At 67.4% G+C, this 12673-nt stretch carries 15 protein-coding genes; 11 read left to right on the forward strand and 4 right to left on the reverse strand.

Annotated elements, in window-relative coordinates; translation table 11 throughout:
• The first annotated feature begins 1 nt into the window (after position 1).
• The 5 genes from ilvN (at position 2) to CXY79_RS14245 (ending at position 2982) form a co-directional block, all read left to right on the forward strand.
• Positions 2 to 511: an acetolactate synthase small subunit gene (gene ilvN / locus CXY79_RS14225; RefSeq protein WP_104102867.1), complete on the forward strand. Its 510-nt coding sequence runs from the start codon at positions 2 to 4 to the stop codon at positions 509 to 511.
• A gap of 41 nt (positions 512 to 552) precedes the next feature.
• On the forward strand, positions 553 to 1581 hold the full coding sequence (ilvC, locus tag CXY79_RS14230) for a ketol-acid reductoisomerase (RefSeq protein ID WP_104102870.1): 1029 nt from the start codon (positions 553 to 555) through the stop codon (positions 1579 to 1581).
• Between the two features lie 131 nt (positions 1582 to 1712).
• Positions 1713 to 2030 carry a hypothetical protein gene (locus tag CXY79_RS14235; RefSeq protein WP_104102873.1) on the forward strand — a complete coding sequence of 106 codons (318 nt, stop codon included), beginning with the start codon at positions 1713 to 1715 and terminating at the stop codon, positions 2028 to 2030.
• Complete coding sequence (locus CXY79_RS14240) at positions 2027 to 2617, forward strand: DNA polymerase III subunit gamma/tau (RefSeq protein ID WP_104102876.1); 591 nt, start codon at positions 2027 to 2029, stop codon at positions 2615 to 2617. Before CXY79_RS14235 ends, CXY79_RS14240 begins: the two co-directional genes overlap by 4 nt.
• On the forward strand, positions 2614 to 2982 hold the full coding sequence (locus CXY79_RS14245; protein WP_104102879.1) for a hypothetical protein: 369 nt from the start codon (positions 2614 to 2616) through the stop codon (positions 2980 to 2982). Before CXY79_RS14240 ends, CXY79_RS14245 begins: the two co-directional genes overlap by 4 nt.
• A 208-nt stretch (positions 2983 to 3190) precedes the next feature.
• On the opposite strand, the gene CXY79_RS14250 is transcribed toward CXY79_RS14245, so the two are convergent.
• Positions 3191 to 3586 (reverse strand): DoxX family membrane protein, encoded by a 396-nt coding sequence (locus CXY79_RS14250; RefSeq protein ID WP_104102881.1) that lies wholly within the window; start codon positions 3584 to 3586, stop codon positions 3191 to 3193.
• A 97-nt stretch (positions 3587 to 3683) separates the two neighbouring features.
• Between CXY79_RS14250 and serA the strand changes: the two genes are divergently transcribed.
• Positions 3684 to 5276, forward strand: coding sequence for a phosphoglycerate dehydrogenase (serA, locus tag CXY79_RS14255; RefSeq protein WP_104102883.1), 1593 nt, complete (start codon positions 3684 to 3686; stop codon positions 5274 to 5276).
• Here serA and CXY79_RS14260 read toward each other — a convergent pair.
• Complete coding sequence (locus CXY79_RS14260; protein WP_104102886.1) at positions 5266 to 5859, reverse strand: TetR/AcrR family transcriptional regulator; 594 nt, start codon at positions 5857 to 5859, stop codon at positions 5266 to 5268. The two genes, serA and CXY79_RS14260, sit on opposite strands and share 11 nt — an antisense overlap.
• A gap of 131 nt (positions 5860 to 5990) precedes the next feature.
• Here CXY79_RS14260 and CXY79_RS14265 point away from each other — a divergent pair, with 131 nt between their 5' ends.
• The gene (locus tag CXY79_RS14265; protein WP_233191547.1) at positions 5991 to 7478 is read left to right on the forward strand and encodes an MFS transporter; all 1488 of its coding nucleotides are present in this window, start codon (positions 5991 to 5993) and stop codon (positions 7476 to 7478) included.
• 87 nt (positions 7479 to 7565) lie between these two features.
• On the opposite strand, the gene CXY79_RS14270 is transcribed toward CXY79_RS14265, so the two are convergent.
• Positions 7566 to 7817, reverse strand: coding sequence for a DUF6458 family protein (locus tag CXY79_RS14270; protein ID WP_104102889.1), 252 nt, complete (start codon positions 7815 to 7817; stop codon positions 7566 to 7568).
• A 102-nt stretch (positions 7818 to 7919) separates the two neighbouring features.
• Between CXY79_RS14270 and CXY79_RS14275 the strand changes: the two genes are divergently transcribed.
• Genes CXY79_RS14275 through CXY79_RS14285 form a run of 3 tightly spaced genes read left to right on the forward strand, consistent with a single transcriptional unit; the run spans position 7920 to position 10902 of the window.
• Entirely contained in the window at positions 7920 to 8993 is a 1074-nt protein-coding gene (locus CXY79_RS14275; protein ID WP_104102892.1) for a 3-isopropylmalate dehydrogenase, read from the forward strand.
• Entirely contained in the window at positions 8990 to 10135 is a 1146-nt protein-coding gene (locus CXY79_RS14280; protein WP_104102894.1) for a branched-chain amino acid aminotransferase, read from the forward strand. The genes CXY79_RS14275 and CXY79_RS14280 overlap by 4 nt, the downstream gene beginning before the upstream one ends.
• A complete protein-coding gene (locus tag CXY79_RS14285; RefSeq protein ID WP_104102895.1) occupies positions 10132 to 10902 on the forward strand; it encodes a fumarylacetoacetate hydrolase family protein in 771 nt (256 codons plus the stop codon). The genes CXY79_RS14280 and CXY79_RS14285 overlap by 4 nt, the downstream gene beginning before the upstream one ends.
• Before the next feature lie 3 nt (positions 10903 to 10905).
• Here CXY79_RS14285 and CXY79_RS14290 read toward each other — a convergent pair whose 3' ends face one another.
• The gene (locus tag CXY79_RS14290) at positions 10906 to 11523 is read right to left on the reverse strand and encodes a TetR/AcrR family transcriptional regulator (protein WP_104102896.1); all 618 of its coding nucleotides are present in this window, start codon (positions 11521 to 11523) and stop codon (positions 10906 to 10908) included.
• A 93-nt stretch (positions 11524 to 11616) separates the two neighbouring features.
• On the opposite strand from CXY79_RS14290, the gene CXY79_RS14295 reads away from it, so the two are divergent.
• Positions 11617 to 12642, forward strand: a complete 1026-nt coding sequence (locus CXY79_RS14295; RefSeq protein ID WP_104102898.1) for an NADP-dependent oxidoreductase — start codon at positions 11617 to 11619, stop codon at positions 12640 to 12642.
• The last annotated feature ends 31 nt before the right edge of the window (positions 12643 to 12673 follow it).

A 12673-nucleotide genomic window follows, 5' to 3' on the forward strand; every position in this document is an offset into this window, starting at 1 on the left:
CGTGAGCACCCACGTTCTGAGCCTCCTCGTCGAGGACAAGCCCGGCCTGCTCACCCGGGTCGCCGGCCTCTTCGCCCGCCGCGGTTTCAACATCGAGAGCCTCGCCGTCGGCCACACCGAAATCCCCGGGCTCTCCCGCATCACGATCCTCGTCGACGTCGAAGACGCACCGCTGGAGCAAGTGACCAAGCAGCTGAACAAGCTGATCAACGTCATCAAGATCGTCGAACTCGACCCGGCCCAGTCGGTGCAGCGCGAACACCTGCTGGTGAAGGTGCGCGCCGACAACACGACCCGGTCGATGGTGCTCGAAGCCGTGACCCTGTTCCGGGCTCGGGTCGTCGACGTGTCCGTCGACGCGGTCGTGATCGAGGTCACCGGGGACTCCGGCAAAACGCAGGCGCTGCTGCGCGTGCTCGAGCCCTACGGGATCAAGGAAATCGCCCAGTCCGGCCTGCTCGCCATCGGCCGCGGGTCGAAATCGATCAGCGAGCGCGTCTTCAAAAACTAGAGCTCGACCACCGACTACAACAACAAGGAGAACATTTACTCGTGTCTGAGATTTACTACGACAAAGACGCCGACCTGTCGATCATCCAGGGCAAGAAAGTAGCCGTCATCGGCTATGGCTCGCAGGGTCACGCTCACGCGCAGAACCTGCGCGACTCGGGTGTCGAGGTCGTCATCGGCCTCAAGGAGGGCTCGAAGTCCAAGGCCAAGGCCGAAGAGGCCGGCTTCACCGTTCTCAGCACCGCCGAGGCATCCGCCTGGGCCGACGTCATCGTCATCCTGGCGCCCGACCAGGTGCAGCGTCACCTGTTCGCCGACGACGTGCTGCCGAACCTCGCTGCGGGCAAGGCCCTTGTCTTCGGACACGGCTTCAACATCCGTTTCGGCTACATCAAGGCCCCCGAAGGCATCGACGTCACCATGGTCGCCCCCAAGGGACCGGGCCACACCGTTCGCCGCGAGTATGAGGCCGGCCGCGGCGTTCCCGTGATCGTCGCCGTCGAGAAGGATGCCTCGGGCGCGGCCTGGCCGCTCACCCTCAGCTACGCCAAGGCGATCGGTGGGCTGCGCGCCGCCGGCATCAAGACCACCTTCACCGAAGAGACCGAAACCGACCTGTTCGGCGAGCAGGCCGTGCTCTGTGGTGGCGCGTCGCAGCTGATCCAGTACGGCTTCGAGGTTCTCACCGAGGCCGGCTACCAGCCGCAGGTCGCCTACTTCGAGGTGCTGCACGAGCTCAAGCTCATCGTCGACCTGATGTGGGAGGGGGGCATCGCCAAGCAGCGTTGGAGCGTCTCCGACACCGCCGAGTACGGCGACTACGTCTCCGGCCCACGCGTCATCGACGCCCACGTCAAGGAGAATATGAAGGCCGTTCTCGCCGACATCCAGAACGGCGCCTTCGCGGCCCGCTTCATCGCGGACCAGGACGCCGGAGCACCGGAGTTCCTTGCTCTGCGCAAGAAGGGCGAAGAGCACCCCATCGAAGCCACCGGCCGTGAGCTGCGCAAGCTGTTCGCCTGGAACGCCTCCGCCGACGACGACTACACTGACGGCGAAGCCGCGCGCTAACACCCGAGCTCGCATCGGCAGCGGGGCCAATCCACTGGATTGGCCCCGCTGCCGCGTCAACGGCGCTGATTGCCCGAGGATGCGTTCGGGGTGCTTGCCACGTCCGGTCCGGGTGGTCACCATTGATGCCCGTGGATGAACCCGGCCTGCCGGTTCGCACAGGACACGACCCCCATTCGCAACCGGTTCATGGCATCCCCGACGGCCCGGCGGGGGAGACGGTCACGGCCGCGAAGCTCGAGCGCGCCTCGGCCCCGGACACCGTCTTCCGGCTCGTCGCGCAGAAGAAGATCCCAGCCGACAAGCTGACCACGCATCGGTTCCGGATGGACCAGATCCTCGAGGCGTACGACACCTTCTCCCGCGCGGCGGAAACCAAGGCACTGAAAGTCGTGATCAGCCGGAAGTGTGCGCCGCCCGGGCGGCGCCTCGGTACGCTGGTCTCATGACTTCTGGACACTCCGGTGACGACAACCGGGACGACGCCCTGGGCTGGGCCGGCGACGACGACCCCACGCTCGTCTCCGGCGACGAGTCTGGCGCGACCGCACGGCCCGCCGAGCCCGATTCGGGCGCTTTCGTCACGACCGGCGACGGTTCCGGCTCCGGCTCTGAAACCGACACCGGCACCGCGGCCGGCACCGAGACCGGTTCCGTCGCGCCGCCGGACGGATGGACCGTGGCCGGTCCGGCATCCGCTGTCGCGGCGAAGGCGGCGGCCGACGCCGCCCTGACCCGCACGGCCACGAGTTCCCTGGCGCTCGTCTCGCTCGGAATCTTCGGCGGAATATATCTGCTCTACACGGTGGGCTGGTTCATCGGCGTGGGCCGCATCCAGACCCCGCCCGCCGACGAGTTGTCCGAGTTCATGTTCTCCCTCGGTCTCTGGCTGGCCGTGGCCGCTCCAGCGGTCTGGTTCGCGGTGACGTTCTGGCTGACCAGAACGCATCCCCGAGCCCGGATCGGCTGGCTACTCCTCGGAGTCGTTCTGCTCGCCCCGCTGCCGTTCATCTCCGGACCGGGGGTCATCGCATGACCGATTCACCGGTGACCACGCCCGCGACCATCCCCTCATCCCGGCGGCGCACCCCGCGCTGGCTGTCGACGGGCATCGCGATCCTGTTCGGCCTTTGCTATGCCTACGACATCTGGGAGGGCGTCGGCAACCTCGTCGGCCTCAACATCCTGGCTCAAAGCCTCGACACCCAGCTGAGCGGACTCGGTATTTTCGTGCTCCTCGTCGGCATCCTGGGCCCGCTCCTCGTCTTCGTGCTTGCCGCGTGGATCGGGCGCTCACGCGGACCCGCCGCGCAGGCTGCCCTGTTCCTGGCCGGCCTGGGTCTGAACGCCGCGATCGCCGCCAACATCTTCACCCTCGGCGCGGGCAGCCTGCTCGCCTAGCCCTGCCTGCTCGCCTGGCCCTGCCTGCTCGCCTGGCCCTGCCTGCTCGCCTGGCCCTGCCGCTCGGTGTCCCGAACGAATTCGACGGAGATGTTGCTCTCAACAGCGCGTTTGGGTTCAAAAACGGGTGTTTGACCCAAAATCTCCGTCGAATTGGTTCGACACCGGGCAGGGCGCTCCGCCTGTGGTGCACGGCGTCGCCTAGCGCTCAGGCGATCGCGACGACGATCAGCCCCATCAGCACGAGCTGCCCGGTCAGCCGCGGCACGAGGGGGATCGCGGCCACGCCGAAGCGGTCCGGGTAGCGCGCGGCGAAGGCGTTGGCGGGGAAGATCGCCGCCAAGAACACGATCAGGCAGACGCCGGCCGTCACGATCGTGGGTGGATACAGCAGTCCGAGCCCGCCCGCGATCTCGCAGACTCCGGTGAGGATGACGAGGTTGCCGGGGCGAAGCATCCCGGTCGTTCGCAGCCGTGGCGGGATCATCGCCCTCATCGTGCGCGCCACACCCGGCACGAAATGTGCGATGCCGGCGCCGATGAAGACCACCGCCAGCACGATGCGCACGGCGAACTGGAGGTCGGGGAATGTAACGCTGCTCATGGCCCTATTCTCCAGCCGATAGAGTGATTTCATATCTGGCGCCCCACGGTCGCGGCGCAAGCCATGCTTTTCTGCTGCAATCGGAGGATCCGTTTTCGTGTCAAAACCTGTTGTCCTAATCGCTGAAGAATTATCGCCTGCCACCGTCGACGCCCTCGGGCCCGACTTCGAGGTCCGCTCCGTAGACGGCACTGACCGGGTCGCGCTACTCGCCGGACTGGCCACGGCGCATGCCGTTCTGGTGCGCTCCGCCACGAAGGTGGACGCGGAGGCAATCGCCGCCGCACCGTTACTGAAGGTCATCGCCCGCGCGGGCGTCGGCCTCGACAACGTCGACATTAAAGCGGCCACGGCTGCGGGCGTCATGGTCGTCAATGCCCCGACCTCCAACATTATTTCCGCCGCAGAACTGACCGTCGGGCACATCATCAGCCTGGCCCGTCACATCCCGGCCGCCCACGGCGCGCTGGCGCAGGGGCAGTGGAAGCGCTCCAAGTACACCGGCGTCGAGCTCTACGAAAAGACCATCGGCATCATCGGCCTCGGCCGCATCGGCGCCCTCATCGCGGCGCGGATGCAGGCCTTCGGCACGAACATCATCGCCTATGACCCCTACATCACCTCCGCCCGCGCCCAGCAGCTCGGCGTGGTTCCGGTCAGCCTCGATGAGCTCCTTGCACAGTCGGACTTCATCACCATCCACATGCCCAAGACGCCCGAAACCAACGGCATGATCGGCGCCGAACAGTTCAAGCTGATGAAGCCCACCGCGTTCGTCGTGAACGTGGCCCGCGGCGGCCTCATCAACGAGAACGACCTCTACGACGCCCTCACGGCCGGCACGATCGCCGGCGCCGGCCTCGATGTGTTCGTCAACGAGCCGCCGACCGGGTCGAAGCTGCTCGGCCTCAACAACATCATCACCACGCCTCACCTCGGCGCCTCCACGGACGAAGCCCAGGAAAAGGCTGGCGTCTCCGTCGCCAAGTCGGTTCGCCTCGCCCTGTCGGGGGAGCTCGTCCCCGACGCGGTCAACGTCGCCGGAGGCGTTATCGACCCCTACGTGCGCCCCGGCATCCCGCTGGTGGAGAAGCTCGGCCAGGTCTTCTCCGGTCTCGGCGCCCACAGCCCGCTGACCAGCGTCGACGTCGAGGTGCGCGGCGAGCTCGCCGACTATGACGTGAGCGTGCTCCGGCTCGCCGCGCTCAAGGGCATTTTCACCAATGTCGTCAGCGAGACCGTGTCCTATGTCAACGCGCCGTTGCTCGCCGAGCAGCGCGGCGTCGCGGTGCGCATGATCACCGACAAGGAGTCGCCGGAGTACCGCAACGTCATCACGCTGCGTGGCGCCCTCGCGGACGGCTCGCAGGTATCGGTGTCCGGCACCCTGACCGGCACCAAGCAAATCGAGAAGATCGTCGAGATCAACGGCTACGACGTCGAGGTTCCGTTCGACGACCACCTGATCGTGATGCTCTACACGGACCGTCCGGGAATCGTGGCCGTCTACGGCCGCGAGTTCGGCGACGCCCAGATCAACATCGCGGGCATGCAGATCGCCCGCCACGTGGCTGGCGGCAAGGCCCTGAGCGTACTGACGGTCGACTCGCCCGTTCCGGCGAGCCTGCTGGCCACGGTGCGCGACGCGATCTCGGCCGAGGCCATGATCGAAATCTCCATCACCGAATAGCAGTTCCGTCGGTCATCCGCCCGATCACCGCGAGCAACCGGTCCAACCTCGTCGTCGATGTGTCATCGACGGCAGGCTGGCCGGGGCTCGCGAGGGTGGATTCGTAGTACAGCCCGTCACTGACGAGCATGATCACCTCGGCCACGTCCGGGTCTCCCACCGCCTCCTCGATGACGCTCAGCCACTGGCGTCGAGTTGCGGCCAGGGCCGCATTGGCCAACGGATGTGCCCCCTGCGCGAGCCTGACGGCCGCACCGATCGACTGGTCGAGCACCGTCCCCTCGCTCATCGACGTGCGGATCAGGTAGTCGACCGCTCCGGCCGAGGCCGCTCGAATTTGTTCGACATCGTCGGCGACGAGCGCGTCGAGCCGGGCCAGGAGTCCCTCCACGAGCGCGTCTTTCGACCCGAAGTGATAGAGCAGGCCGCCCTTGGAAAGGCCAGCCGCCACCGCCACCGCCTCGAGGGTGGCCGCCCGCTCGCCCTGGTCGATCAGGAGGTGCGCGAACGCGTCCAGGATGCGATCGCGCGTGGGGGAGAGGCGGGGCACGTTCCGGGCCGGGGCTGCGGTTTTAGAGCTCATGGTGCTACTATACCGTCTGGACGGTTTACTGTACCGTCTGGACGGTGCAGCATCCGTCCCTGGAGCCGAAAGAAGTCGTTCCCGTGTCGAATACCGTCCGAGAGACCACCCCCGTCATCGCCGTCAGCCGTGTGCTCAGCCCCCGCCGCCGGTGGTGGGCGCTCGTCGTGCTCATGCTGCCCGTGCTCCTGGTCTCGATCGACAACACGGTGCTCAACCTCGCCCTGCCGGCCATTTCCGAGGACCTGCGGCCGACCGGCACGCAGCTGCTCTGGGTAATCGACATCTACCCGCTCATGCTCGCCGGCCTCCTAGTGGCCATGGGCAGCCTCGGTGACCGGATCGGGCGCCGCCGGCTGCTGCTGATCGGCTCCGCCGGGTTCGGCGCCGTTTCCGTGGTGGCCGCCTTCGCCCCAAGCGTCGAGTGGTTGATCATCGACCGCGCCGTGCTGGGCTTCTTCGGCGCCATGCTGATGCCGCCGACGCTGTCGCTGCTCCGCTCCGTCTTCACCGACCGCAACCAGCGGCGGCTGGCGATCGCGATCTGGGCGAGCGGTTTCGCCGCAGGCAGCGCGCTCGGCCCCGTGGTGGGCGGCGTGCTGCTGGAGCACTTCGCCTGGGGCTCGGTCTTCCTGCTCGCGGTGCCGCTGCTCCTGCCGCTGCTGGTTCTCGGGCCCCTGCTCGTGCCGGAGTCCCGCGACCCGAACCCCGGACGCATCGACGCGCCGAGCATCGCGCTCTCGCTGGCGACCATGCTGCCGGTCGTCTACGGGATCAAGGCCCTGGCGGAGCACGGACCCACGCCCTTCTCGCTCGGCCCGATCGTGCTCGGACTCGCCGCAGGCGTGGTCTTCGTGCGCCGCCAGCCCCGGCTGACGCACCCGATGATCGACCTCGGGCTGTTCCGCCAGGGGGCCTTCAGCGGGGCGATCGGCGTCAACCTGCTGAGCGTCGTGGCTCTCGTCGGCGGCCTGTTCTTCGTCTCCCAGTACCTGCAGCTCGTACTGGCCCTCTCGCCTCTGGAGGCGGGTCTGGTGCTCGTGCCGGGACTGGCGGCGATGATCGTGTCCGGCCTCGTCATCGTGCCCATCGCCCGGCGCGTGCGGCCGTCGATCGTCGTTCCGGTGGCACTGCTGATCTCGGCCGTCGGCTACGCGGCCGCCGCCCTGGGCGGGGGAGACCTCGACGCGGTCGGCATCGCGCTCGTCTTCGTGGCCCTCGGGATCGGGATCGGCGCGGCCGAGACGGTCTCGAACGAACTGATCGTGGCGAACGCCCCGGCGGCCAAGATGGGGGCGGCATCCGCTGTCGGCGAGACGGCCTATGAACTGGGCGCCGTGCTCGGCACGACCATCCTCGGTACCATCCTGACGGCGTCGTACCGCAGTGCGGTCGTGTTGCCGGAGGCCCTCACCGCGGCGCAGAGCGCGGCGGCGGCGGAGACCCTCGGCGGTGCGGTGGCCGTGGCCGACGGGCTGCCCTCCGGCCTGGCAAACGTGCTGCTCTCGTCGGCCCGCGATGCCTTCACCAGCGGAATTGGGCCCACGGCCTGGATCGGTACCATTCTGGTGCTGGCGGCGGCGTTGGTGGCGCTGGTCACCCTGCGTAAGGCGACCTGATCACCTGGGCCGCCGCCGGCGCAGGCCGGTGCCGGGGCGCGTGTCGACGTCGACCTCGACGCGGGCCCCGGCACGACGGACGTCGACCTAGACGTCGTCGACGGAACGCTTCTGCGACGTGACCTGTTCCCCGCTCGCTTGGTCGACGGCGCTGCGGGTCGTGGTGATGCTGCTGCGCTTGCGGGTCAGCAAGACGATGCCGATGACCATGATGACAGCACCGGCGCCCATCAGGATGTAGCCGACCAGCTCGATGTCCATCCACTCGACGGTCACGTTCAGGGCGAACACCATGATGGCGCCGACGACAAGAAGGAAGATTCCCAATCCGAGACTCATGCGAAACTGCTTTCTATTGGTTGTCAGGAGTTGACCAGCTTAGACACTCGTTGCGTCGCAGTAGGGTTTATCTACAGCCAACTTTCAGACATACGGAGTCGAATGTCCCCTCTCATCAAGCTTGCTGTCATTCCCGGCGACGGGATCGGCCCCGAGGTCGTCGCCGAAGCGGTCAAGGTTCTCGAGGCGGCCACGTCTGCCGACGACGTCACCTTCGACGCAACCTGGTTCTCCCTCGGCGCCGCACGGTTCCTGGAAACCGGCGATGTGTTGACCGATGACGACCTCGCGGCGATCGCCGGCCACGACGCCATCCTGCTCGGCGCCGTCGGCGGCGTGCCGGGGGACCCCCGCCTCGCCAACGCGAATATCGAGCGCGGCCTGCTGCTCAAGTTACGCTTCTCGCTCGACCACTACGTGAACCTGCGCCCGAGCGTTCTCTTCCACGGCGTGCCCAGCCCGCTGGCTTCTCCGGGCACCGTCGACTTCGTCGTCGTGCGCGAGGGCACAGAGGGTCCCTACGTGGGCAACGGCGGAGCGATCCGCCAGGGTACCGCGCACGAGGTGGCCAACGAGGTCTCCGTCAACACGGCCTTCGGCGTCGAACGCGTGGTGCGCTACGCCTTCGCCCAGGCCCAGGGTCGGCCCCGCCGCCACCTCACACTCGTGCACAAGACCAATGTGCTCGTCTTCGCGGGCAGCCTGTGGCAGCGGATCGTCACCGCCGTCGCAGCCGAATACCCCGAGGTGACCGTCGACTACCTGCACGTCGACGCGGCCACGATTTTCCTGGTCTCAAATCCGAGTAGATTTGACGTCATCGTCACGGACAACCTCTTCGGCGACATCCTCACCGATCTCGCGGCGGCAATCAGCGGCGGCATCGGCCTTGCGGCCTCCGGGAACATTAACCCTGAGGGCAGGTTCCCCAGCATGTTCGAGCCGGTTCACGGTTCGGCACCGGACATCGCGGGCAAACAACTGGCTGACCCCACGGCGGCCATCCTGTCGGTGGCACTACTCCTGGAGCACTTCGGACTCACGGATGCCGCGGCCCGGGTGACTGCCGCCGTGACCGCCGACATCGTGGCCCGGGCGGCTCTCGACATACCCCGGAGCACCAGCGCCGTGGGCGACGCCATCGTGACTCGACTGACAGACAAGGGAATCCAATGAGCCAGCCAGCGCCCCCGACGACATCCGGAACCGCCACCTTCCCGCTGAAATTCAGCCTGACGCCGTCGACCGCGGCCCGCACGAAGATCGAGCGCGAAGAGATCCTCGTCGATCCCGGCTTCGGCAAGAAGTTCACCGACCACATGGTCGCCATCGACTGGACCCTCGACGCGGGCTGGCACAACGCCCGGGTCATGCCCTACGGTCCGCTGCACCTCGACCCGGCCTCCTCGGTGCTGCACTACGGCCAGGAGATTTTCGAGGGGCTGAAGGCCTACCGTCACGCCGACGGGTCGATCTGGACCTTCCGCCCGGAGAAGAATGCAGAGCGCCTGCAGCGCTCCGCACGCCGCCTGGCACTGCCGGAACTCTCCGAGGCCGACTTCATCGAATCGATCCGGCAGCTCGTGGCCGTAGACGGCGACTGGGTGCCCTCCGCTGCGGAGACCAGCCTCTACCTGCGCCCATTCATGATCGCCAACGAGAGCTTCCTCGGCGTGCGGGCCGCGCACCAGGTCGGTTACTACGTGATCGCCAGCCCGGCCGGCGCCTACTTCGCAGACGGTGTGGCCCCGATCAAGATCTGGCTCTCGACCGAGTACTCCCGCGCCGGCCGCGGCGGCACCGGCGCGGCCAAATGCGGCGGCAACTACGCCGCCAGCCTGCTGCCTCAGATGCAGGCTTATGACAACGGCTGCGCCCAGGTGCTCTTCCTCGACGGGGAGACCAGCAGCCGCATCGACGAACTCGGCGGCATGAACGTGTTCTTCGTTCATGGCACCGACACGCTCGTCACCCCGCGCTTGACCGGCGCGATCCTCGAGGGCGTTACCCGCGACAGCATCATCCAGCTCGCCCGGGACCGAGGCCTGACCGTGGAGGAGCGCGACGTGACCCTCGGCGAATGGCAGGACGGTGTCGCATCCGGTGCCATCACCGAGGTGTTCGCCTGCGGCACGGCCGCCGTCGTCACCCCGATCTCGCAGCTCAAGGGCCCGAACCTCTCCATCGGCGACCCGGATGGCCCGGCCGGCCAGATCACGATGGCGCTCCGCCAGGAGCTGACCGACATTCAGTACGGCCGCCTGCCCGACCGCCACGGCTGGCTCACCCGGCTCGACGCCCCGGTGGGACCCGCGTGAAAATCGCACGGTTCAGTCACGAGGGACGTATCTCGTTCGGCATCGTCGACGACGACGAGATCGTCGTTTTAAAGGGCGACCCGATGTTCGCGGGCTATGACCCGTCCGGGGAGCGCGTGGCCCTGCGCGACGTGAAGCTGCTCGCCCCGGTGATCCCGCGGTCGAAGATCGTGGGCATGGCGTGGTCCTACTTCGCCGACGCGGCCGAGCAGTCCACCGCGGCCCGCTCGCCCGGTGAGCCCAGGTTTTTCCTCAAGCCGAACACCTGCGTCGTCGGCCCCGGCGACCCGATCACCGTGCCGGTGTCCACGGACAACGTGCACGTCGAGGGCGAGCTCGCGATCGTGATCGGCAAGATCACCCGCAACGTGTCCGTCGACGCCGCCGAGGACTCCATCTGGGGCTACACGGTAGCAAACGATGTCACCGCCCGCGATCTGCAGGAGCGCGACGGCGACCTCACACGGGCCAAAAGCTTCGACTCGTTCTGCCCGCTCGGACCGGTCATCGACACCGAATACGATTGGACCGCGTTGACCATCGAGTCCCGCATCAACGGCGAGGTCTTCCAGAAGGGCAATGCGACGCTGCTCAAGTACACCGTTGCTGAGATGATCTCCTTCGTCTCCAGCGTGTTCACCCTGCTGCCGGGCGACGTCATTCTGACGGGTGCCCCAGACCGGTCCGCCTCCGTCGTGCATGGTGACGCCGTGCAGGTGGAGATCGCCGGCATCGGCGTGCTGACGAATCCGGTGCGGCGCGCCTGATCGTCAGGCGTCGGTTGCGGCGTGCACGGGAAACCAGGACCGGATCTGCTCCGTCGCCGTATCCAGCAACGCCACCGATTCGGTCGCGTTGACCCGGGCGAGCAGCATGGCGCTCATGCCGAGCGAAGCCAGGGTGCGGGCGCGTTCCGGCGCGCGGTCCGGCGCGCTTCCTCCGGCCGCGGTCCCGGCCGCCCGGAGGGCGTCCTGAAGGGTGTCCGTCAGCTCGGACCGGTAGCCCTCCACGACCTGGCGGGCCAAGTCGTCGTGCCCGGCGAGGCCTGCGGCGCAGTTCACCAGCAGGCAGCCGCGGCGCGGGGAGTCCTCCGGCAGGGCGGAGACCGCCGACCTGAGTTCGCTGAAGTAGGCCAGCAGCGAGGCCCGGCCGATCCCCGGCCCGGTCAGGGTCCGCAATCTCGGGCGGATGACGGAGGCCTGGTAGTCCTCGACGGCGGCGTCGAACAGGCCACGCTTGCTGCCGAAGGCATGGTAGAGGCTGGATCGCCGGAGACCGGTCGCATCTTCGAGGTCGGCGAGCGAGGTAGCCTCGAAGCCCTTGTCCCAGAACAGGTCCCTGGCCGCCTGGACGACGGTCGTGCGCTCGAAACTCTGCAGCCGCCCCATGGTGTTTCCTCCGTTTTCGCTGTGAGTGGTTTTGTGTATCGCTCAGTACACAATATATTAAAACATTCGTTACAAAGCAGCAGAGGAGCCGCCATGGCCTCGTCCATCACCATCACCAGCACCCAGATCCAGCTTGTCGCCCGCCCCACCGGCTGGCCAACGGATGCCGACTTCGGCACCATCCGCATCGACCTGCCCGAGCTGACCCCCGGTCAGGTTCGCGTGGCCAACGAGTTCGTCTCGGTCGACCCCTACATGCGCGGCCGGATGAACGACGCCAAGTCCTACTCCGCCCCCTACGCCCTCAACGAGACGATGACGGGCGGGGCCGTCGGCCGCGTCGTCGCATCCGCCTCTGACGCGGTTGCCGTCGGCGACGTGGTCGTGCACCAGTTCGGCTGGCGCGACCTGGTACAGGAGGAGGCCTCCGGCTTCCGCGTCGTCCCGGAAATCCCCGGCGTGCCTCTCTCCGCCTACCTCGGCGTGCTGGGCATGACCGCACTCACCGCCTACGTGGGCCTGCTCGAGGTGGCCGGGCTCACGGAAGGCGACACCGTTTTCGTTTCCGGCGCGGCCGGGGCCGTAGGCAGCATGGTCGGCCAGATCGCCCGTCTCAAGGGCGCGAAGCGCGTGATCGGTTCCGCCGGGTCGGCCGAGAAGGTTGCCCTGCTGACCGAGAAGTACGGCTTCGACGCCGCCTTCAACTACAAGGACGGCGACATCGCCAAGCAGCTCGCCGCCGCGGCTCCGGACGGCATCGACGTCTACTTCGACAACGTCGGCGGCGAGCACCTCGAGGCGGCACTGGCCAGCTTCAACGACGGCGGACGCGCCGCCCTCTGTGGTGCGATCTCCGTCTACAACAACACCGAGGCGACCGGCGGCCCGCGCAACCTGGCGAACATGATCGGTCGCGGGCTGACCCTCAAGGGCTTCATCGTGGGCAACTACGTGCAGCATTTCCCCGCGTTCTCGGCCGACATGGCCGGCTGGCTCGCCGCGGGCGACGTCGTCTTCGACGAGACCGTGGTCGACGGGATCGACCACGCGGTCGACGCCTTCCTCGGCCTCATGCGTGGCGAGAACACCGGCAAGATGGTCGTCCGCACGAACGTCTGACTTTCCCGACAGCATCCATTTCACACGATCA

It is taken from the genome of Cryobacterium sp. M96 (genome assembly GCF_002929845.1).
Classification (GTDB): domain Bacteria; phylum Actinomycetota; class Actinomycetes; order Actinomycetales; family Microbacteriaceae; genus Cryobacterium; species Cryobacterium sandaracinum.

What these genes read in the sequence shown, in the direction of transcription:
- CXY79_RS14240 (WP_104102876.1), top strand. Translation starts at nt 2,027, where the DNA reads ATGACTTCTGGACACTCCGGTGACGACAACCGGGACGACGCCCTGGGC.
- CXY79_RS14245 (WP_104102879.1), top strand. Translation starts at nt 2,614, where the DNA reads ATGACCGATTCACCGGTGACCACGCCCGCGACCATCCCCTCATCCCGG.
- CXY79_RS14250 (WP_104102881.1), bottom strand. Translation starts at nt 3,586, where the DNA reads ATGAGCAGCGTTACATTCCCCGACCTCCAGTTCGCCGTGCGCATCGTG.
- CXY79_RS14260 (WP_104102886.1), bottom strand. Translation starts at nt 5,859, where the DNA reads ATGAGCTCTAAAACCGCAGCCCCGGCCCGGAACGTGCCCCGCCTCTCC.
- CXY79_RS14270 (WP_104102889.1), bottom strand. Translation starts at nt 7,817, where the DNA reads ATGAGTCTCGGATTGGGAATCTTCCTTCTTGTCGTCGGCGCCATCATG.
- CXY79_RS14275 (WP_104102892.1), top strand. Translation starts at nt 7,920, where the DNA reads ATGTCCCCTCTCATCAAGCTTGCTGTCATTCCCGGCGACGGGATCGGC.
- CXY79_RS14280 (WP_104102894.1), top strand. Translation starts at nt 8,990, where the DNA reads ATGAGCCAGCCAGCGCCCCCGACGACATCCGGAACCGCCACCTTCCCG.
- CXY79_RS14290 (WP_104102896.1), bottom strand. Translation starts at nt 11,523, where the DNA reads ATGGGGCGGCTGCAGAGTTTCGAGCGCACGACCGTCGTCCAGGCGGCC.
- CXY79_RS14295 (WP_104102898.1), top strand. Translation starts at nt 11,617, where the DNA reads ATGGCCTCGTCCATCACCATCACCAGCACCCAGATCCAGCTTGTCGCC.